The following is a 19,768-nucleotide window of genomic DNA, read 5'->3' as shown; positions in this document are numbered from 1 at the left end:
TTTGGTCCAGGCCCTTTTCGGGAAAAGGGCCTGGCGCCGCCCGCGTAGGGCCGTTCCCGCGGGGAATCGAAAAACGATTCTGCGGCAATTTGCATCTTTTCCACAGGATACTTGTACTTTGAAGGGAGACGATAGACTTTTTGGACAAGCTGTGGCCCCGGACCATCGGTCCGGGGCCTTCCTTTTTGGCGGCCTCTGCCAGCGCCTGCGGATGCCTCAAGACAGACAACGCAAAAGACCGGACGCCTGCTCCTGACGTCCGGTCTTTTGTTTAGGAAAGAGGATACAATGAAATGAAAAGAAACTGTCTCTTGCAGGGATTATGATATCCGAAAGATGTTAATAAACCAAACGGATGTTATTACAAGACTATTAAATCCTTGTTATGGTTCTATGCGGCGGCGCAGATCCTCCGCCCGGTCGATGTCCATAAGCTCCCAGGCCGAGGCGCACTCCACCAGTACCAGCGCCTCCGGGTGGGCGCGAATGATCTGTCCGCCGCCCCGGTCGCCTTTCAGGGCGGAAAGGGCGGGGAAGAAGGCCGCCGGAAAGACCGCCGGATTGCCCCGCTGCCCCTGAAAGGAGAGGGCGCAAATGGAATTGTTTGATTCTGAAAAAGTGTCAATTAATCTTTGAATACTGGCTGTAGTCAAAAACGGCTGGTCGCACACGGCGAAGAGGGCGCCGTCCAGCCCCTCCATGGCTGCCGTGCCCATGCGCACCGAGGCGGCGATGCCCTCGGCGGACTGGGGGTTATCCAGCGCCTCAAAGCCGGCGCGGACCGCCAGAGCCCGCACCTGAGACCACTGGCTCACCACCACCCGCCGGGCAAAGGGAAGCGGGGCCAGCAGCTTCAGCGTCCGCTGGGCCAGGGGGACGCCGTCCACCGGGGCGAGGAGCTTGTTGCCGCCGGAAAACCGCCGCCCAAACCCGGAGGCCAGCACCACGCAGCCGATGCGCGCCGCCATCAGCGCCAGAACTGGGCGGGACCCCGGCGGACGTAGCGGCCCAGGTTCTCCTCCACCACCTTGCCGCCCGCCACGGCGATCTTGCCGTTCAAAAGGACGGTGTCGGTCTTGCCCGCCATGACCATGCCCTCATAGGGAGTGTAGTCCACGTTCTGGTACTGCTCTTTTGCGGTGATGGTCCAGGTGCAATCCGGGTCAAAGAGCACCAGGTCGGCGTCGCTTCCCACCTGGAGCACGCCCTTTTGGGGGTACATACCGAAGAGCTTGGCGGGCTGTTCGGCCAGCAGCCGGGCCATCTGTACCAGGGAGATGCGCCCTTCCTTCACGCCGTAGGTGTAGAGAATGGCGGGGCGGTGCTCCACGCCGGGAATGCCGGGCGGAATGGCGGAGAAGTCGTCCTTGCCCAGCATCTTGGTGGGGTTATAGTGGAAGGAGCAGTGGTCGGTGCCGATGGTGTCGATCTCGCCGGCGGAGACCGCCTCCCACAGGGCGTCCACGTCGTCCTGGGTGCGCAGGGGAGGAGAGAACACATACTTGGCGCTCTCAAAGCCGGGCAGGTGGTATTTTTCCTCCGTCATGGTCAGATACTGGGGGCAGGTCTCCAGATAGAGCTTTTGGCCTCTGGCCCGGGCGGCTCTGGCGGCCTGCAGCCCCCGGCGGGTGGAGAGGTGCACCACGTTCACCGGCGCCCCCGCCATCTCGGCCAGGGTCAGCCAGCGGTTCACCGCCTCCGACTCCATGAAGTCCCGATGGGCCAGGGGGTGGGCGTCGGGGGTCAGGCGCCCGGCGGCTTTCAGGGCGGCCATGGCCTCGTTGATGAGGTCGCCGTTTTCACAGTGGCAGCCCACCACGCCGCTCTCTTCGGCCACGGCGCGGATGGACTCATAGGCCACCGCGTCGGACACCTGGAGGCCCTGGTAGGCCAGGTAGACCTTGTAGGAGGTGACGCCGGCGGCGGTCATGGCGGGGAGTTCTGACCGGATGCGGGGGTCCCAGTCCTTGATGGTCATATGGAAACCGTAGTGGCAGGAGGCGTGGCCGTCGGCCCGGTCATGCCAGGTGTCCAGCGCCGACTGGAGGGAACAGCCCGGGGCGGGTTCGGCGAAGTCCAGCACGCAGGTGGTGCCGCCGGCCACGGCGGCGCGGGTGCCGGTGGTCCAGTTGTCCGCCGTCTCCTTGACGGTGCCCTTGTTCATTTCAAAGTGGGTGTGGGTGTCGATGAAGCCGGGGAAGATCAGCTTGCCCGCGGCGTCCAGCAGCTGGCTGTCCGCCGGGTCCAGGTTGGGACCGATCTGGGCGATGCGGCCGTCAGCGATGCGCAGGTCGGCTTTGACCGGCCCGTCGGGCAGCACCAGCGTGCCGTTTTGGATGAGGATGGACATGGAAAGACCTCCTTTGTCAGTCCGGCGGATAAGCCGCCAAATTCAGGGAAAAGAGGGGGAATTCTGCTCTTATCATAGCACATTGCCCCAGGAAATCAAGGGAAAGCGGCGGCGGGCGCTCTTTCTTTTTGCCTGCCGATGCGCTATAATGAAATGGAACTCATAACGCAAGGAGGCGCGCTTATGGAAGTAGGCAGAAAGCTCACCCGTGTGGACGCTGTGGACAAGGTCACCGGGCGTGCGTACTATACCGACGACATGGGGGAGCGCCCCATGCTGGTGGCCAAGGTGCTCCACAGCACCATTGCCAATGGTTTTGTCAAAAAAATCGACGTTTCCGCCGCCGCCGCCCTGGACGGGGTGGTCAAGGTGGTCACCTGCTTTGACGTGCCCCAGATCCCGTATCCCACCCCCGGCCACCCCTGGTCGGTGGAGGCGTCCCATCAGGACGTGTGCGACCGCCTGATGCTCACCCGCCGGGTGCGCTACTACGGGGACGACATCGCCGCCGTGGTGGCCGAGGATGAGATCATCGCCCAGCGGGCCTTAAAACGCATCCGGGTGGAGTACGAGGAGCTGCCCCCTCTGCTGACGCCGGAGGCGGCCATGACGCCCGGCGTCACCCCCATCCACCAGGAATGCCCCGACAATGTGCTCAAGCACACCGTCACCAATCTGCCCCCCAAGGACTGCCCGGAGTTTTCCACCGTGGAGGAGGTGCTGGCCTCCCCCAAATTCCACCGCTTTGAAGGGCATTACGACACCCAGCAGGTCCAGCACTGCCACATTGAAAACCCCATCTCCTACGCCTATATGGAGCACGGCCGCATTACCGTGGTGTCCTCCACCCAGATCCCCCACATCGTCCGCCGGGTGGTGGGCCAGGCCCTGGGCATCCCCTGGGGCCAGGTCCGGGTCATCAAGCCCTACATCGGCGGCGGTTTTGGCAACAAGCAGGAGGTGCTCTACGAGCCCCTCAACGCCTACCTCACCACCCAGGTGGGAGGCCGGGCGGTGAAGCTGGAGCTCACCCGGGAGGAGACTTTTCAAAATACCCGCTCCCGCCATCCGGAGCACTTCGACGTGGAAGCGGCGGTGGACGATGATATGCGCCTGATGGCCCGGTCCTGCCGGGCGGTGTCCAACCAGGGCTCCTACGCCTCCCACGGCCACGCCATCGTGGCAAACTCGGTCAACGGCTTCCGGCAGATCTATGCCGATGTTTTGGGCCATAAGTCGGAGGCTTATACCGTCTATACTAACCTGCCCGCCCCCGGCGCCATGCGGGCCTACGGCATCCCTCAGGGGGCCTGGGCCGCCGAGTGCCTCATGGAGGACATCGCCCACGCCATGGGCTGGGACCCCTATACATTCCGGCTCAAAAACCTCATGCCCGAGGGCTATGTGGACCCCACCAACGGCATCACCTGCCACAGCTCCGGACTCAAGGCGTGTATGGAAAAGGGGGCGGCCTTCATCGGCTGGGACGAGCTGCGCCGGGCGTATCAGAACCAGACCGGACCAATACGCCGGGGGGTGGGCATGTCGGTCTTTGTCTACAAAACCGGCGTGTGGCCTATTTCCCTGGAAACAGCCTCGGCCCGTATCGTCCTCAACCAGGACGGCACGGTGCAGCTCTCGGTGGGGGCCACCGAGATCGGCCAGGGCGGCGATACGGTCTTTTGCCAGATGGCCGCCGAAGCCATCGGCATCCCCACCGAGGATGTACACATCGTCTCCTTCCAGGATACCGACATTACCCCCTTTGACACCGGGGCCTATGCCTCCCGGCAGACCTACGTCACCGGCATGGCCATCAAGAAGGTGGGACTGCAATTCCGCCAAAAGCTGCTGGACTACGCCGCCGAGGTGCTGGACCGCCCGGCGGAGGGGCTGACCATCCAAAACCGGGCGGTGTGCGACGCCTCCACCGGGGAGGTTCTGCGCACCCTGGAGGAGATTTCCCAGGAGGCCTTTTACTCCTTCCGCCGCTCGGTCCACATCACCGCCGAGGATACCAACCAGTGTAAGGACAATACCTTTGCCTTTGGCTGCTGCTTTGCCCAGGTGGAGGTGGACATCCCGGTGGGCAAGGTAAAGATCCTCCATTTGGTGAATGTCCACGATTCGGGCAAGCTCATTAACCCTGCCCTGGCGGAGGCCCAGGTCCACGGCGGCATGAGCATGGGCATCGGCCAGGCCCTCAGCGAGGAGATGAAGTTCGACTCCAGGGGCCGGCTCTTAAACGGCAACCTGCTGGACTACAAAATGCCCACCGCCATGGACCATCCGGAGCTCCACGCCCTCTTTGTGGAGACCGACGACCCCACCGGACCCTTTGGCAACAAGGCTCTGGGGGAACCTCCCGCCATCCCGGTGGCCCCCGCCATCCGGGCCGCCATCCTGAACGCCACCGGCGTGGCTCTCAACAGGCTCCCCATGTCGCCCCAGTACCTGGTGGAGCAGTTCACCGCCGCCGGACTCATCGGAGAGGGAGGGAAGGACCATGTATGACTTTAGATCCATCTACCAGGCCAAAGACGTGGCCGACGCCATCGCCGCCTTGCAGCGGGACCCGGAGGCGGTCCTCATCGCCGGCGGCACCGACGTGCTCATCAAGATCCGGGAGGGCAAGCTGGCGGGCTGTTCGCTGGTGTCCATCCACGAGCTGCGGGAGCTGTCCGGCGTGACCATGGAGGAGGACGGCACCCTTTCCATCGGGGCGCTGACCACCTTCCGCGACGTGACCTATGACCCCCTCGTCCAAAAACACCTCCCCGTGCTGGGGGAGGCGGTGGACCAGGCCGGCGGACCTCAGCTCCGGGCGGCGGGCACCATCGGCGGCAACGTGTGCAACGGCATCACCTCGGCGGATTCGGCCTCCACCCTGGTGGCGCTGGACGCCGACCTGCTGGTCCGGGGCCCGGCGGGGGAGCGGATTGTCCCCATCTCCCAGTGGTACAAAGGGATGGGCAAGACCGCCCTCACCCATGAGGAGATTTTGCTGGCGGTGCGCATCCCCAAGAGCCATTATCAGGGCTGGACGGGCCACTATATCAAATACGCCATGCGCTCGGCCATGGACATCGCCACACTGGGGGTGTCCTGCCTGGTGAAGCTGTCGGCGGACAAGCGCCGGGCGGAGGAAGTGCGCCTGGCCTTTGGCGTGGCGGGACCTGTGCCCATGCGGGCGCCTCACGCCGAGGCGGTCTGCGCCGGACTGCCGGTGGAAGCGGCGGCGGCGCGCATCGGACAGGCGGCGCTGGAGGACGTGAACCCCCGGGACAGCTGGCGGGCGTCCAAGGCCTTCCGGCTGCAATTGGTCAAAGAGCTTTCGGGCCGGGCCTTCCGGGAGGCCGGGCGCAAAGGAGGTGCCCGGATATGATGCAGGTGCTGCAAATGACGGTCAACGGCCGTCCGGTGGAGGTGGGCGTGGACCCGCGGGAGTCCCTGCTGGACACCCTGCGCAACCGGCTGGGTCTGACCAGCGTCAAACGGGGCTGCGAGGTGGGCGAGTGCGGCGCGTGTACCGTGCTGGTGGACGGCAAGGCCATCGACTCGTGTATTTACCTCTCGGTGTGGGCCCAGGGAAAAGCCATCCTGACGGTGGAGGGCTTGCAGGCCCCTGACGGGACCTTGTCCCCCATTCAGCGGGCCTTTGTGGAAGAGGCCGCGGTACAGTGCGGCTTTTGTACGCCGGGCATCATCATGAGCGCGGTGGAGATTGTGGGCTCCGGCAGGACCTACACCCGGGAGGAGCTGAGAAAGCTCATCTCCGGCCATCTGTGCCGCTGTACCGGCTATCAGAACATCCTCAACGCGGTAGAAAAGGCGGTAGAACTCTGTCATTCTCACGCGGGAAATGAGGCATAGAAAGGATTGAGTCCATGGCAGAGCAGGGGAAGCTGGTGGTGGTGCTGGGCACCACCGCCTGTGGAAAGAGCGGGCTGGGCGTGGAGCTGGCCCTTCGGTTCGGCGGGGAGATCGTCTCGGCGGATTCCAGGCAGGTATACCGGGGATTGGACCTGGGCACCGGCAAGGTGACGGCAGAGGAGACCAAAGGCGTTCCGCATTATCTACTGGACGTGGTCTCCCCCAACGAGAGCTATTCGGTGGCCCAGTTCCAGCAGGACGCCTACGCCGCCATTGACGGCATTCTGGCCCGGGGCAAGCCCCCCTTTCTGGTGGGCGGGACGGGGCTCTACGTCCGGGCGGTGGCCGAGGGGTACACCTTCCAGGAGGCCAGGCCCGACCCGGCGCTGCGCGCCCGGCTGGAGGGGCAGGACGCCGCCGCCCTCTACGCCCTTTTTCAGCAGAAAACCGGCCTCACCCTCAGCGAGAGCGAGCGCCACAACCGCCAGCGGCTCATCCGCACCCTGGAAAAGGTCTACCATGGGGACAGCCTCACCGAAGCCCCCCGCCATCCCCGCTATCAGGTCCTCCAGCTGGGCATGACCTATCCCCGGGAGGTGCTGAATCAGCGCATTGAGGAGCGGCTGTGGCGGCGCATCGACGACGGCATGATTGAAGAGGTGGCCAATCTCCGGGCCAACGGAGCCACCGACGCCTTTTTGGAGGGGCTGGGGCTGGAGTACCGCCATATTCTCTGGTACTTGCAAGGCAAATATGAGAGCGTGGATCAGCTCTGTGAGGAACTGGGCCGGGCCATCCGGCAGTTTGCCAAGCGGCAGGTGTCCTGGTTCAAGCGGGACAAGGACGTGCTGTGGCTGGATACCGGCGGCGACTTCCTGGCCCAGGCCACCCAGGCGGTGGAACGGTTTTTGCAGGGATAACCTTCCTTGTAGGGGCGGCCCTTGTGGCCGCCCGTTTCCCCGCAGATACAGGCGGGCGACCATAAAGGTCGCCCCTACGGTCCGGTTCCATCAAAAAACACCCCCTCCGCTTGGCTTAACAGTGATAAGGAACTAAATCACTTATCAACTGTTAGCTGACGGTTTTCGGGTGCATACGAAACTCCCGTCTGATTCCTAACAGGAATTAGGCGGGAGTTTTTCTTGTTAACAGAGTTTATATTGGAGGATAACATTATGAAAACATTACTTTCCTGTGAATTTAACATGGATACCGGTTGCGTTGAACTAAGATATTCCGACGGCAGCATGGTTTCCATCAACTGCACCGCTGTTGAGGATGAGGTGGCGAATAGTCGTTTCCAGCGGTCTGAACTGGACTGGCTCATGTACAACGATCCGCTGTCCTATGCAGAATTGATTTTGAATGGCGATCCGGAAGAATACCTGCGAACCGTAACGGAGGCTCCACAGTTAGATTTCGATTCATAAGCAAAGCCGCCAGAGGCACATCCATGCGATGCTGCTTCTGGCGGCTTTTTTACATTTTGTCAATTAAAGCAAACACTACGGCTTGTTGCTCTTCACTCAATCTTGACCATCGTTCCAGGAGCTTCCTTTGTGAATCAGTCAGAGAAACCGGTGAATCTTCTTCTGCGAATAGCTGAGAAAGCGTGATGCCAAAAGCCATGCAGATTTTTTCCAACGACGGAATAGTGGGAACCATATTCTTGCGATACCACGAGGAGATCGTAGATTGAGGCAAACCAGAGCGTTCTGCAAGCTGATACTCCGTCCAGCCCCGCTCCTCTCGATATGTGGTTATGGCAGAGAGAATATCTTTCACCTGCATCACCCCTTTGCTTGTGTTCTTCGTAAATTATACTTTTGTTTGTCGTTGCTCTTTAATAATTTTAATCGTATAATTTTAACGATATACACAAGCAAAAGGAGAATGATTTCAGTGAGCCAGAAAAGCTGTTTCTTTATTGGGCACAGAGAAACACCGGAAGAAATTTACCCAGTGCTATGCGCCGCTGTTGAGGAGCATATAGTCCGCTACGGCGTTACTGAATTTATTGTTGGCCGTTATGGATGTTTTGACGGTCTTGCGGCAAAAGCCGTAAAAACCGCAAAACAAACCCATCCAGAAGTCGAACTGACATTATTGCTGCCGTACCATCCAGCAGAGCGCCCGATTCCTGTACCGGATGGATTTGACAGTACCTACTATCCTCCGGGGATGGAAAATGTCCCTCGTAAGGTTGCTATTGTCAGGGCAAATCGGTATATGGTCGATCATACTGATTTCCTCATTGCCTATGCGTGGCACCCTGCCAGCAATGCAAGAGATCTTCTCGAATATGCAAGAAAAAGAGAGGGCAAGGGATTAATCCATGTGACAGCCTTGCCCCATAACGATTTATAAGAAAAAGTCATTACTTTAATATAGTTTTTTATCTTGCGAAAAGTAATGACTTTGTGCTAAAATTGAATCGACATATTTTGCCGAAAAGAGGTGGTTTTGTGGCGAAAAAGAGGTCCGCTTCTACCGTGACGCCGGATTATGAAGCGATTACATCATTTCAAAAGGGCCAGGCTTCACGCATTTTTAAGGAAGTGAACGAGCAGGACAAAGTTTTGATTGTCAGCAAGCAAAATAAGCCGCAGAACGTCGTTATCTCATACGAACGGTATAAGAGACTCAGGGAAGAGGGAGCAGATATATGAACATCAATGAACAGGCCAATTTTATATGGAGCATAGCCGATTTGCTGCGTGGCGATTTCAAACAGAGCGAATACGGCAAGGTGATTCTGCCCTTTACTGTGCTGCGTCGCTTTGACTGTGTACTTGCACCTTCCAAGGCAAAAATTTTGGAGGCCAATAAGACTTTGACGGTCAGCAACAAGCGCCCTATCTTTAAGCGCATGACTGGCCATGATTACTATAATGTCAGCCAATTTGATTTCGAAAAGCTCATGGATGACAGCAATGCCATCGAAGCCAATCTACGAGATTACATCAATGGCTTTTCCGAAGATGTCCGTGAAATCATGGACAACTTTGAAATTTTCGGGGTAATTGATCGTCTATCAAGGGCGAATCTGCTTTATCTGGTCGTGCAGCGTTTTGCGGAGATTGATATGAGCGATACCCAGATTGACAATCTGGAAATGGGATATATGTTCGAGGAATTGATCCGGCGATTTTCTGAGCAGTCCAACGAAACCGCTGGTGAGCACTTCACGCCCCGTGAGGTAATCGAACTGATGGTAGAAGTGCTGCTCGATCCCGATATGGACGAAATTGCAAATACCGACGGAAAGGTCATCACCATTCTGGACCCGGCCTGCGGCACGGGTGGAATGCTGTCCGTTGCCCAGAATAAAATGGAGTCTCTGAACAGCACGACCCAGGTAATCCCCTTTGGGCAGGAATTAAACCCCGAAACATATGCAACGTGCCGTTCCGACATGATTTTAAAAGGCAATACCAACAGCCGTATCGTTTTGGGAAACAGCTTCAATGAGGACGGATTTAAGTCCCAGACATTTGACTATATGCTGAGCAACCCTCCCTTTGGTGTGGAATGGAAAAAAGTAGAAAAATTCATCAAAGACGAAGCGGCTTCTCAGGGATATCATGGCAGATTTGGCGCTGGTCTGCCCCGTATCTCGGACGGCTCTTTCCTGTTTCTCCAGCATCTGATTTCCAAAATGAACCCGCCGGAAAAAGGTGGAAGCCGCATCGGTATTGTATTTAACGGTTCGCCCATGTTCTCCGGTGATGCCGGAAGCGGAGAAAGTGAAATCCGCCGCTGGATTATTGAAAATGATCTGCTGGAGGCTATTATTGGCCTTCCGGATCAGCTGTTCTACAACACCGGCATTACCACTTATATCTGGATTTTGACCAACCGCAAAGAGAACCGCAGAAAAGGCAAAGTGCGTCTTATCAACGGAGCCGGTTTCTTTGAAAAGATGCGCAAGGGTCTCGGCAATAAGCGCAACATGATCAGTCCAGAAAATCGTGCAGAACTGGTGCGCCTGTACAGCACCTACGAGCCGGATGAGAACTATATGGATCTGGATAATGAATATTTCGGATACCGGAAAATTGTTATAGAACGTCCCCTGCTTAACGAAGATGGCACACCGGTAATCGACCGCAAAGGCAATAGAAAAGCAGATGCCTCCCTTCGTGACTACGAAATGGTGCCGTTGAAGGAAGACATCCACGAATATTTTCGTCGTGAGGTTCTGCCGTTTGTGCCGGATGCCTGGATTGACGAGAGCAAGACCAAAATCGGCTATGAGATTCCGTTTACCCGTTATTTCTACAAGTTCACTCCGCTGCGTGACAGTTCTGTAATTATGGAAGAAATTAAGGCTTTGGAGGAACGCATCCAAGCAAACCTTATGGAGGTGTTCTCAAAGTGAAGAGGTATGCAGAATATAAGGATAGTGGAACAGCTTGGATTGGAAAAATCCCAGCCAATTGGAAACTCAAAAAGCTCAAATATTACACGACTGTTAACGACGAAGTCCTGACCGAAAGAACACCTGCGGAATACGAATTTCGTTATGTTGATATTGGTAGTGTTACATTGGAAAACGGCATTGAACAATACCAAGAAATGCTTTTTGAAAATGCACCTTCTCGCGCAAGGCGAATTGTACGAAAAGGAGACGTGATTGTATCCACAGTACGTACTTACCTGAAAGCGGTAGCCAGTATCCAAGATGATGATGATGTTATTGTTTCAACTGGTTTTGCTGTAATACGATCAAATAAGGTTGATCCCAGATTTATGGCATATTCGCTTATTAATCATTATTTTGTAGAGAAGGTGTCCTCTCTATCAACAGGTGTAAGTTATCCTGCAATCAATCCGTCTACGCTTATTAATATCAAAAATATAGTGCCTCCAATCGAAACTCAAAAGCATTTGGCAAGTTATTTGGACAGAATAATTGGAACAATTAATTCCGCAATTTCTGATAAAAAGCAACTGATTCAGTTGCTTAATGAACATAGGACTTCAATAATATGCTCCGCAATAACAAGAGGAATTAGTCCAAACGTAGAAACAACGGATAGCAAAGTCGATTGGATTGGAAAAATTCCAAAGCATTGGAGAATAGTTCCTGCTAAAGCTTTGTTTTCCCAAAGCAAAGAAACCCGCCATGAAACGGATATTCAGCTGACCGCCAGCCAAAAGTACGGCATTATCTCCCAAGAAGATTACATGGATCGGCAGAACTATAAAATTGTTTTGGCCGATAAAGGGCTTGAAAACTGGAAGCACGTTGAGCCAAACGATTTCATAATCAGTTTGCGTAGCTTTCAAGGCGGGCTGGAGATAAGCTATATTCCAGGGTGCATCACATGGCATTACATCGTTCTGAAGCCTAAGGCGGGTGTAGCACCGGAGTATTTCAAGTGGCTGTTTAAGTCTCCCCGATATATTCAGGCATTGCAGCGCACGGCAAACTTTATCCGTGATGGTCAAGATTTGAGATTTTCGAACTTTGTGCAGGTTCCTCTCCCCTTGATTCCAATGGATGAGCAAAAAGACATTGCCGAATATTTGAATAAGGAAACCGCACGAATTGACAGCATCATTGCGGATATTACAGAACAGATCGAAAAACTAAAGGAATACCGCCAAAGCGTCATTTCTGAGGTGGTAACCGGAAAGGTGGCAGTAGAATGAACTATCAAGAATTGTCACCGCAAAGCGAAACTTTGCTGAAAGAAATTATCGACCTCCAAGCCAGCGGTCAGGACAATGCGGCTTATTGGAGTAAGCGGTTTGATGGATTATCCATGCAGCAGGATACCCTGCTCCGGGATACGTTTCGAGAGCTGAAAGAATGTGGTTATGTCCACATACAGTGGGCTGACAACATTCCATACTATCTGTCCCTCACAGTAGATGGTCAAAATTATTTCACTAACAAAAAGGCCGCAAAAAAAGCCGAGAGAAAACTATCTCGGCGGGAATGGCGGATTGCTGTCATATCGGCCATCATTGGCGGTATGGTTGGGCTGATCCCCTGGATTTGCACTTTGATAGGAGGTGGTCAATAATGGCAATCGAAACCAAAGAAATTACATTTGAACAAGAGATTGAATACAGCCTGCTTGACCACGGCGGATATATCAAGGGAAATCCCCGTGACTATAATCGTGAGTTTGCCATAGACACCAAGCAGCTCTTTCGGTTTCTTCAAGACAGCCAGCCCGTAGAATGGGAAAAGCTGTGCAGAAAACACGGAGAGAATGTGGAAACGGGTTTTCTGAAGAAGCTGTATCGTGATCTTGATACATACGGAACATTATATGTGCTGCGGCATGGCGTTGTAGATGCTCCCGCCAAACTATCTCTGTGCTATTTCAAGCCTGCCAGCGGCATGAACCAAACCAGTCAGGCACTCTATGAGAAGAACATTCTCACCATCACCCGGCAGGTGCATTATAGCCTGAAAAATGAGAACTCCATAGATGTTGTGCTGTTCATCAATGGATTGCCTGTTGCGACGGTGGAACTGAAAAATCCAATCACCGGTCAGACTGTCGAAAATGCAAAGCGTCAGTACATGAAAGACCGTGATCCCAGAGAACTTCTGCTTTCGTTCAAAGCCCGATGCTTGGTTCACTTTGCCGTGGATACCGAAGAAGTGTGGATGACCACAAAGCTCAATGGCATCAACACCTATTTTTTGCCGTTCAACAAGGGAAACAATGGCGGCAAGGGAAACCCTGTTGGGAACAGCACCTACCGGACTTCGTATCTGTGGGAAGAAGTCCTGCAAAAAGACAGTCTGCTGGACATTGTACAGAGATTTATCCATTTGCAGGAAGATAAAAAGAATCCTAAAAAGTCTGTTATGATCTTCCCACGTTACCACCAGCTGGATGTGGTCCGCAAGCTCGTTGCCGATGTCTACGCAAACGGAACCGGACACAATTATCTGATTCAGCACAGTGCGGGGAGCGGAAAATCCAACTCTATTTCTTGGCTGGCACACCATCTGTCTAACCTGCACGATAAAAATGACAAGGTTGTATTCAACAGCATCATTGTAATTACAGATCGCCTCGTATTGGATAAACAGCTTCAGGATACCATCTACCAGTTTGAGCACGTGGAAGGCGTTGTGACTAAAATCGACAACAACGCCGCACAGCTGGCAGATGCTTTGAACACAGGTAAAAAAATCATTATTACCACACTTCAGAAGTTCCCGTTTGTCCTTGAAAAGGTAGATGATTTAAGCGGCAAGCGGTTTGCGGTCATTGTGGATGAGGCCCATTCTTCCCAGACCGGAGAAGCCAGCAAAAAAATGAAGGCGATCCTGGGAAATGCTGAGGGGCTAACGGAGGAAGAACAGCTCCAAAAGGTTGCGGATGAGGAGGCCAAGGAAGAGCGCAAGCAATCCGACAGCGAGGATGAAATCGCAAAAGAAATGGCTACACATGGTCGGTTGCCTAACCTGTCCTTCTTTGCCTTTACCGCAACACCCAAGGCGAAAACGCTGGAAATGTTTGGAACCCCGGATGCAAGCGGTATTCCTCATGCTTTTCATATTTACTCGATGAAGCAGGCCATTCAGGAAGGTTTTATTCTGGATGTTCTGAAAAACTATGTAACCTACGATACCTATTTCAAAATCGGCAAGAAAATTGCCGATGATCCCCGCTATGAAAAAAGCAAGGCAAATAAGGCGCTTGGCAAATTCTTAAGTCTGCATCCGCACAATCTGGCCCAGAAAACCCAGATCATCGTAGAACACTTCCGCACTGTCACCAAAGACAAGATTGGCGGCAAGGCCAAAGCAATGGTAGTGACCGGCTCACGCCTGCACGCAGTCCGGTATTATCAGGAGTTTCAGCGTTACATCAAAAAGATGGGATACGAAAATGAGCTGGGTATCCTGATCGCATTTTCTGGGACTGTCCATGATGGCGGAGAGGAATACACCGAAGTCAGTCTAAATGGAATAAAAGAAAGCGAACTACCGGAAAAATTCCACAGCGGCGAGTATCAGGTACTTTTGGTTGCGGAAAAATACCAAACTGGGTTTGATGAGCCGTTGTTGCACACCATGTTTGTAGATAAAAAGCTTAGTGGTGTAAAAGCTGTCCAAACACTTTCCAGGTTGAACAGAACCTGCTTCGGAAAAGATGATACATTTGTTTTGGACTTTGTAAACTCTGCCGAGGATATACGAGCCGCTTTTGCTCCGTATTATGAAGAAACCAGTATTGAGGAGACAACAGACGCCAACATCGTATATGAACTGAAATCCAAATTGGATGAATTTCGTGTGTATTGGCAGAGTGAGATTGAGGCTTTCTCTAAAGCATTTTTCAAGCCTACCAAGAAACAGGGAAATATGGATTTTGGCGTACTCAACAGTTTCCTTGATCCGGCAGTGGATCGATATAACGGTTTGGATGAGAACGAGCAGGAAGAATTCAAGACTACCCTCGCAAAGTTTGTTCGTACCTACACATTCCTCACCAACATCATCCGACTAGATGATGCCGACCTGCATAAGTTCCATGCTTACGCAAAATTTCTTCAGAAGAAACTGCCAAAGCGAGAGGGCGGCGGTCCTATTTTTCTGGATGATGAAGTATCGCTGCAATATTACCGGGTTCAGAAAATTTTTGAAGGGTCTATTGCGCTGGAGCAAAGTGAGCCGTTGCCCAATAAACTTCATCCCGGAAAACCGAAGCCAGAGGAAGAAAAGGCCCCTCTGTCTGAGCTGATTGATAAAATCAACGAAAAGTTTGGCACAGAGTTTACTAACATCGACAAGGTCTTGGAGCAAATTGTTTCTGATATGGATGCCAACGAGGAATTGCGTGTCCAGGCTCGCAACAATTCACAAGAACATTTCCGTTTTCCCTTTAACGATGCGTTTATGGACGTGGTTATCGGACGCATGGCGCAGAATCAGCAGTTCTGCGAAAGAGTTTTGGATGATGCCAAATTCGGAGATACCGTTCGTGATTTGTTGGTAGGTGTTGTCTATGAACGATTGCGGAGCACAACAGGAAGTGGAATCCATCCATAGCTGTTGACAATTATTCATATATTAGAGTAGTTTCTTTACATAATTTAGCATTACAGGTCAGAATGTATTGAATCGCTTTTTGTGCAAATTTCTTACTTACCGTCGTATCCCACTCTGCCAACTGAATGATCTCCGCTGTTCCAGCTTCAAAATTAAACGAAATTTCGCCCCATTCGCCGTCGTTGTCCACCTGATACAGGTAGACAGCGGCGGCGATTTTCTTTTTGCGTTTGGTCTGGGATTTACGTTTTAGGCGAATCATGTGAAGCACCCCGGCGTCTGTCAGCAAACAGGCTAAGTGCTCCACAGCTTTGCGGTAGGCTCGTTCCGCACCGCTGGCTGTGCTGCCCTCAAAAAGTACCGCCAATTCCTCAAAGGTCAGCCGGGTGCTGAGTGGGCTGACCCTACCACAGGTCATACAGATGGCGTTTCGCTTCTCCAAAAGAGTCTGCTCTCGGTAATTTAGTTTTTCAAATGCTTCTCGGACAGCTTCAGCCCGGATACCGTTCCAGAGAACCTCCGCATAGTCCCAGTGGTCATCCCGGCTGACATCCTCGCCGGTTTCTTCGCTATCCTCATCCTGTACGGTCTGATAAAACGGAACACGGCTGCGATTTTGCTTGGCCAATGCCAAAAACTTCGCTGCGGTTTCCTCGGTGCAACTATTTTTCTGAGCATATTCCTGAATCGCCGCCTGTTCAGACTGACCGGATTGATTATAGAGCCAAGCAATCCCACGCACAGCTTTGTACTCATCCACATTTTCAAAGGAACCGGTCTCCTCCTGCATCCGGCAGATCAAAAGGGCGTTCCCGATAAAATGGTGGGCATAGGTCAGAAAATCTGCCCCTTGTGCGGGATCGTATTCCCACAGACAATCCAGCATGGCAAGTACACAGCCCATTTTATAGTCCAAAAAGCGTTCCGGGTCATAGCGATCCAGCCCCTCCCGCAGCAGGAAACGGCGAACACGGCCATTGAGCCGGTTTTCATAGCGGTGAAGGAAAAAGGAAAACCAGCGCTGTTCACGGTTCTGCACAGCCTCCATGATGTAATCATTCAGGCTTTCCCGAACAGGCGGTTCCGGGTCAAGCTGAAAGATGCGTTCCACTTCCCGCATGGTCAAGCCCTTGGGTTCCGTCAGAAAACTGTATTTTGCACAGTGGCCGGGCAGCTCCCATGTCCACGCTGTATCCATTTTCCCTCACCGCCTTTCTGATGTTTCGCTGCTCATTTCTTTTGTACCGCTTCCAAAAGTGCCTGCTGAGTCATTTCCCGCTCATAGACAGTGCTGGCATAACGCTGATCTGAAAGCGCACGGAGCATCTTATCCTTTGCCAGCTTTTTCATAGCTGCTGCCGTCTCTTCATCCAACTTTCCCCGGCGGGTGCTTTGCAGGATGGTGTTCATACGGCGGGTATAAATCGCCTTGATAGGATGGTCATCCGCAAGCTCACGTTGTTCCCGGCCTCTCAGATTGCCGATTTGTCGGCACGTCCGTCCACGCTGGTCGCCGGGGGCCAGCCCGCCGCAGTATTTGGTGTGCCGTGCGTCAATGGTGAGAAACCATCTGCCGCAGATGGGGCATTTCTTGGGGGCGTGGCCTACGCAAAGCCCCTCGAACAGGTCAGAGCGGAACATTCCCACAAAAGAAACATAGTGCATCCGCTTGACCAGCTGAGGCTCCATTTTCCCGGGCCGAGTAGCGGACACATACTGCACCGAAGCATTGGTCAGAGTCATCCAAGATGGATTTTCCAGCGATAAAGTTGGTTCGCTTCTGAAGAACTGTCCGAACATCGCTGCATAACCATCTGGAGTGCGGTCATAGCCTGGTTCATTCAACCGCTCCGCAAATTTCGTCAAGGCTTCCTTGTATTGCCTTAGAGAATAGCTCAAATGCCCCAGCACCTGCGCTACCCGGACGAGCAGCGTTGCCTTGCCGTGCTGTCCGGTCAGAGCGCAGACTAACTGCTCCGGCTGAGTGAGCTGCAAATAGACTTTTGCATCCTCCATAGATTCTTCGGAAAAGATGACGGCCAGCTTTTGCTCAAAATAGCCTCGATCCAGATGGGAGAATGGCGGCGTTGCCTGCAAGAAGGAGATAATCTCGCCAGCGGCCTGCTGCACCTGCGGAAGCAGCTCCATATCTACGGAACCGGTGTTCATCCCCTGAAGCAGCCGGTTCAGCACATTGCAGGGAGTATCCAGCTTCTCAATGGTGCTGTCCGGGATGTTCAGCACCTCGCAGCCAATGGTTCCCGTGGGCATGGTACTTCCCTCATAGGTCACGGTGTCCTGCCAGAAATCCAGCGATAAAACCGCATGGTTGATAATCTGATCCATCTTCTCCCTCCTGTCATGTTTTTCTATTTTCATAATAGCACACAATTAAATTCTTGTCATGTTTTTTGAAAACGGCTTGTCATGCCATTCGCCTGTTTTTTTCGATTTTCCCCATAACCTATACAGAGGGGTGAGAAAACTGCCCCATCAAAAAGGAAATGGAGGGAATTTGTATGAATCTGTTTGAAGTGGTGAAAACAGGCATCAACACACGGGAAGCAGCGCAGGTGTATGGAATCGATGTCAACCACTATGGCATGGCGCTGTGCCCGTTCCACAATGACCGTCATCCGAGCCTGTATGTATCGGATGACCACTACCACTGTTTTGCCTGCGGGGAACACGGGGACGTGATCGACCTGACTGCCAAACTGTTTGACCTTCGGCTGTATGATGCGGCACGAAAACTGGCATCGGACTTTCACCTTGTACTGGACAAGCCCTTGCCAGAATCAATTCGCCAAAAATTAAAGCACAAAACCAAAGCACAGCAGCTTCGTGAGAACGAGCAGCTGTGCTTTTCTGTTTTGAACCAGTATCGGCGGTTGCTCCTGGATTGGGAAAGGCAATATGCACCGCAAGCGCCGGAAGATGTGTTGGACGAGCGGTTTGTGGAAGCCTGCCACCGTCTGCCCTGGGCAGAGTATCAGCTGGACATTCTGCTGCAAGGCGATTCCTATGAACGAGGCGAAGTCGTGAGTGAACTAACGGCAAACGGATACATCTGCAAATTACAGACCCGCCTGAGAGAGGAGCGATACCATGAATAACCCTGTTTGGATTGATGATAAGGGGAAAATCGTCGAACCGGAATACTGCCGGGATTTCCTGTCCCAGCATCCCATGCGCTGTATCAACGACCGCTTTTATACTGTGGATGGCCCATTGCCCGATGAGAGCAAATTGAAGCGCACGATTTATGAGGAAATCTCGCCCTGGCTTCACGCCAAGGTCGCACAGACGGTGGAGCAGATAATCAAAGCGTTGAAGCTGGCGGCATACACAGAACCGTTGACCCTGCAATGTGACCGCATCCATGTGGCGAACGGCACTTGTTTCCTGGATGGCACCTTTACGGAGGAAAAAGAGTATTGTGGCAACCGCCTTCCGGTGTCCTATCGGGCAGATGCTCCTGCACCGGAACACTGGCTGCACTTCCTTTCAGAACTGTTGGAACTGGAGGATATTCCCGCCTTGCAGGAGTATCTGGGCTATTGTCTAATCCCCTCCACCAAGGGCCAGAAAATGCTCATGCTGATTGGCAAGGGAGGCGAGGGCAAAAGCCGCATCGGTGTGGTGATGAACGCCATTTTCGGGCTCAACATGAACACCACTTCCATCCAGAAAGTAGAGAACAGTCGTTTTGCCAGAGCCGACCTGGAGGGCAAGCTGCTCATGCTGGACGATGATTTGGACATGAATGCCTTGACCAAGACCAACTATGTAAAATCCATCGTGACAGCAGAACTGCGGATGGATTTGGAACGGAAGAGAGAACAGAGCTATCAGGGGCTGCTTTATGTGCGTTTCCTCTGCTTTGGCAACGGGGCATTGACTGCACTTCATGACCGCAGCGATGGTTTCTTTCGCCGTCAGATCATTCTGACCACCAAAGATAAGCCTGTGGATCGGTTCGATGACCCGTTTCTTGCTGAGAAATTGATTGCCGAAAAAGAGGGAATCTTCCTCTGGATGCTGGAGGGATTGCGGCGGCTGATCGCCAATCACTATCACTTTACCATCAGCCAGAGAGCCAAGGACAATATCACTTCCGCAGTTCGGGATGCCAACAACATTCTGGACTTTCTCGATTCTGAGGGTTATGTGGCATTCAAGGCCGATTATGAAGCCAGCACCAAAAATCTGTATGCAGCCTATAAGCGGTGGTGCGAGGACAACGCCGAAAACCCACTGTCACCAAAGAGCTTCGCAAACCAGCTTAGCCAAAATGCTGAACGCTACCATTTGGAGCCGGTCAACAATCTACACATCGGCGGTGGAAAACGGTGCCGGGGATATATGGGCATTTATGTTCTGCTCTCGCCTATGGAGTTGTAACGGAACATCAAAATTTTCTGTTCGTGCGTTCATGCGTTCCTAATCGGGTGCAGCCTTTGGAACGAAGGAACGCACGAACGCAAAAAATCGAAGTTCATTTTTTATTGTTC

Annotated in this window: 18 protein-coding genes; 13 read left to right on the top strand and 5 right to left on the bottom strand. The window is 53.4% G+C overall.

Annotation, left to right across the window (positions count from 1 at the left end; translation table 11 throughout):
• Positions 1 to 383: 383 nt before the first annotated feature.
• Both H7U37_RS03565 and hydA read right to left on the bottom strand, forming a co-directional pair.
• Complete coding sequence (locus tag H7U37_RS03565; protein WP_243414216.1) at positions 384 to 968, bottom strand: nucleotidyltransferase family protein; 585 nt, start codon at positions 966 to 968, stop codon at positions 384 to 386.
• The gene (gene hydA, locus H7U37_RS03560; protein WP_204873653.1) at positions 968 to 2,350 is read right to left on the bottom strand and encodes a dihydropyrimidinase; all 1,383 of its coding nucleotides are present in this window, start codon (positions 2,348 to 2,350) and stop codon (positions 968 to 970) included. The genes H7U37_RS03565 and hydA overlap by 1 nt, the downstream gene beginning before the upstream one ends.
• Before the next feature lie 183 nt (positions 2,351 to 2,533).
• Here hydA and xdhA point away from each other — a divergent pair, with 183 nt between their 5' ends.
• The 5 genes from xdhA to H7U37_RS03535 all read left to right on the top strand — a co-directional run bounded on the left by xdhA (position 2,534) and on the right by H7U37_RS03535 (position 7,653).
• Complete coding sequence (gene xdhA / locus H7U37_RS03555; protein WP_204873651.1) at positions 2,534 to 4,864, top strand: xanthine dehydrogenase subunit XdhA; 2,331 nt, start codon at positions 2,534 to 2,536, stop codon at positions 4,862 to 4,864.
• Positions 4,857 to 5,735 (top strand): xanthine dehydrogenase subunit XdhB, encoded by an 879-nt coding sequence (xdhB, locus tag H7U37_RS03550; RefSeq protein WP_204873649.1) that lies wholly within the window; start codon positions 4,857 to 4,859, stop codon positions 5,733 to 5,735. The genes xdhA and xdhB overlap by 8 nt, the downstream gene beginning before the upstream one ends.
• Positions 5,732 to 6,223 (top strand): xanthine dehydrogenase subunit XdhC, encoded by a 492-nt coding sequence (gene xdhC, locus H7U37_RS03545; RefSeq protein ID WP_204873648.1) that lies wholly within the window; start codon positions 5,732 to 5,734, stop codon positions 6,221 to 6,223. The genes xdhB and xdhC overlap by 4 nt, the downstream gene beginning before the upstream one ends.
• 14 nt (positions 6,224 to 6,237) lie before the next feature.
• Entirely contained in the window at positions 6,238 to 7,143 is a 906-nt protein-coding gene (miaA, locus tag H7U37_RS03540; protein WP_204873647.1) for a tRNA (adenosine(37)-N6)-dimethylallyltransferase MiaA, read from the top strand.
• A gap of 255 nt (positions 7,144 to 7,398) precedes the next feature.
• Positions 7,399 to 7,653: a DUF6061 family protein gene (locus H7U37_RS03535; protein ID WP_204873646.1), complete on the top strand. Its 255-nt coding sequence runs from the start codon at positions 7,399 to 7,401 to the stop codon at positions 7,651 to 7,653.
• 49 nt (positions 7,654 to 7,702) lie between these two features.
• Here the strand turns inward: H7U37_RS03535 and H7U37_RS03530 are convergent, their stop codons facing one another.
• The gene (locus H7U37_RS03530) at positions 7,703 to 8,014 is read right to left on the bottom strand and encodes a helix-turn-helix domain-containing protein (protein ID WP_081032467.1); all 312 of its coding nucleotides are present in this window, start codon (positions 8,012 to 8,014) and stop codon (positions 7,703 to 7,705) included.
• A gap of 111 nt (positions 8,015 to 8,125) precedes the next feature.
• On the opposite strand from H7U37_RS03530, the gene H7U37_RS03525 reads away from it, so the two are divergent.
• The 6 genes from H7U37_RS03525 (at position 8,126) to H7U37_RS03500 (ending at position 15,254) form a co-directional block, all read left to right on the top strand.
• On the top strand, positions 8,126 to 8,590 hold the full coding sequence (locus tag H7U37_RS03525; RefSeq protein ID WP_242864969.1) for a hypothetical protein: 465 nt from the start codon (positions 8,126 to 8,128) through the stop codon (positions 8,588 to 8,590).
• Positions 8,591 to 8,652: 62 nt separating this feature from the next.
• Positions 8,653 to 8,892: a type II toxin-antitoxin system prevent-host-death family antitoxin gene (locus H7U37_RS03520; protein WP_204873645.1), complete on the top strand. Its 240-nt coding sequence runs from the start codon at positions 8,653 to 8,655 to the stop codon at positions 8,890 to 8,892.
• A complete protein-coding gene (locus tag H7U37_RS03515; RefSeq protein ID WP_204873644.1) occupies positions 8,889 to 10,604 on the top strand; it encodes a type I restriction-modification system subunit M in 1,716 nt (571 codons plus the stop codon). The genes H7U37_RS03520 and H7U37_RS03515 overlap by 4 nt, the downstream gene beginning before the upstream one ends.
• The gene (locus H7U37_RS03510; RefSeq protein WP_204873643.1) at positions 10,601 to 11,881 is read left to right on the top strand and encodes a restriction endonuclease subunit S; all 1,281 of its coding nucleotides are present in this window, start codon (positions 10,601 to 10,603) and stop codon (positions 11,879 to 11,881) included. The genes H7U37_RS03515 and H7U37_RS03510 overlap by 4 nt, the downstream gene beginning before the upstream one ends.
• A complete protein-coding gene (locus tag H7U37_RS03505; RefSeq protein WP_204873641.1) occupies positions 11,878 to 12,258 on the top strand; it encodes a hypothetical protein in 381 nt (126 codons plus the stop codon). The genes H7U37_RS03510 and H7U37_RS03505 overlap by 4 nt, the downstream gene beginning before the upstream one ends.
• Positions 12,258 to 15,254 carry a type I restriction endonuclease subunit R gene (locus tag H7U37_RS03500; RefSeq protein ID WP_204873639.1) on the top strand — a complete coding sequence of 999 codons (2,997 nt, stop codon included), beginning with the start codon at positions 12,258 to 12,260 and terminating at the stop codon, positions 15,252 to 15,254. Before H7U37_RS03505 ends, H7U37_RS03500 begins: the two co-directional genes overlap by 1 nt.
• A gap of 10 nt (positions 15,255 to 15,264) precedes the next feature.
• Here H7U37_RS03500 and H7U37_RS03495 read toward each other — a convergent pair whose 3' ends face one another.
• Together H7U37_RS03495 and H7U37_RS03490 are read right to left on the bottom strand one after the other, a co-directional pair.
• Entirely contained in the window at positions 15,265 to 16,374 is a 1,110-nt protein-coding gene (locus tag H7U37_RS03495) for a hypothetical protein (protein WP_338049766.1), read from the bottom strand.
• Positions 16,375 to 16,484: 110 nt separating this feature from the next.
• Positions 16,485 to 17,600, bottom strand: a complete 1,116-nt coding sequence (locus H7U37_RS03490) for a DUF6076 domain-containing protein (RefSeq protein ID WP_204873635.1) — start codon at positions 17,598 to 17,600, stop codon at positions 16,485 to 16,487.
• Positions 17,601 to 17,773: 173 nt separating this feature from the next.
• On the opposite strand from H7U37_RS03490, the gene H7U37_RS03485 reads away from it, so the two are divergent.
• Both H7U37_RS03485 and H7U37_RS03480 read left to right on the top strand, forming a co-directional pair.
• Positions 17,774 to 18,370 carry a CHC2 zinc finger domain-containing protein gene (locus tag H7U37_RS03485; protein ID WP_204873634.1) on the top strand — a complete coding sequence of 199 codons (597 nt, stop codon included), beginning with the start codon at positions 17,774 to 17,776 and terminating at the stop codon, positions 18,368 to 18,370.
• Positions 18,363 to 19,658: a DNA primase family protein gene (locus H7U37_RS03480; protein ID WP_204873632.1), complete on the top strand. Its 1,296-nt coding sequence runs from the start codon at positions 18,363 to 18,365 to the stop codon at positions 19,656 to 19,658. The genes H7U37_RS03485 and H7U37_RS03480 overlap by 8 nt, the downstream gene beginning before the upstream one ends.
• Positions 19,659 to 19,768 lie beyond the last annotated feature (110 nt).

The organism is Pseudoflavonifractor phocaeensis (assembly GCF_016901735.1).
Lineage (GTDB): Bacteria > Bacillota > Clostridia > Oscillospirales > Oscillospiraceae > Pseudoflavonifractor_A.
The sequence above is the reverse complement of the archived record's forward strand: the minus strand, read 5'-3'. Positions and strand labels throughout refer to the sequence as shown.

Excerpts from the sequence above, each read along its gene's own strand:
- H7U37_RS03565 (WP_243414216.1), bottom strand. The coding sequence starts at position 968 with ATGGCGGCGCGCATCGGCTGCGTGGTGCTGGCCTCCGGGTTTGGGCGG.
- hydA (WP_204873653.1), bottom strand. The coding sequence starts at position 2,350 with ATGTCCATCCTCATCCAAAACGGCACGCTGGTGCTGCCCGACGGGCCG.
- xdhA (WP_204873651.1), top strand. The coding sequence starts at position 2,534 with ATGGAAGTAGGCAGAAAGCTCACCCGTGTGGACGCTGTGGACAAGGTC.
- xdhB (WP_204873649.1), top strand. The coding sequence starts at position 4,857 with ATGTATGACTTTAGATCCATCTACCAGGCCAAAGACGTGGCCGACGCC.
- xdhC (WP_204873648.1), top strand. The coding sequence starts at position 5,732 with ATGATGCAGGTGCTGCAAATGACGGTCAACGGCCGTCCGGTGGAGGTG.
- miaA (WP_204873647.1), top strand. The coding sequence starts at position 6,238 with ATGGCAGAGCAGGGGAAGCTGGTGGTGGTGCTGGGCACCACCGCCTGT.
- H7U37_RS03535 (WP_204873646.1), top strand. The coding sequence starts at position 7,399 with ATGAAAACATTACTTTCCTGTGAATTTAACATGGATACCGGTTGCGTT.
- H7U37_RS03530 (WP_081032467.1), bottom strand. The coding sequence starts at position 8,014 with ATGCAGGTGAAAGATATTCTCTCTGCCATAACCACATATCGAGAGGAG.
- H7U37_RS03515 (WP_204873644.1), top strand. The coding sequence starts at position 8,889 with ATGAACATCAATGAACAGGCCAATTTTATATGGAGCATAGCCGATTTG.
- H7U37_RS03505 (WP_204873641.1), top strand. The coding sequence starts at position 11,878 with ATGAACTATCAAGAATTGTCACCGCAAAGCGAAACTTTGCTGAAAGAA.
- H7U37_RS03500 (WP_204873639.1), top strand. The coding sequence starts at position 12,258 with ATGGCAATCGAAACCAAAGAAATTACATTTGAACAAGAGATTGAATAC.
- H7U37_RS03495 (WP_338049766.1), bottom strand. The coding sequence starts at position 16,374 with ATGCGGGAAGTGGAACGCATCTTTCAGCTTGACCCGGAACCGCCTGTT.
- H7U37_RS03490 (WP_204873635.1), bottom strand. The coding sequence starts at position 17,600 with ATGGATCAGATTATCAACCATGCGGTTTTATCGCTGGATTTCTGGCAG.
- H7U37_RS03485 (WP_204873634.1), top strand. The coding sequence starts at position 17,774 with ATGAATCTGTTTGAAGTGGTGAAAACAGGCATCAACACACGGGAAGCA.
- H7U37_RS03480 (WP_204873632.1), top strand. The coding sequence starts at position 18,363 with ATGAATAACCCTGTTTGGATTGATGATAAGGGGAAAATCGTCGAACCG.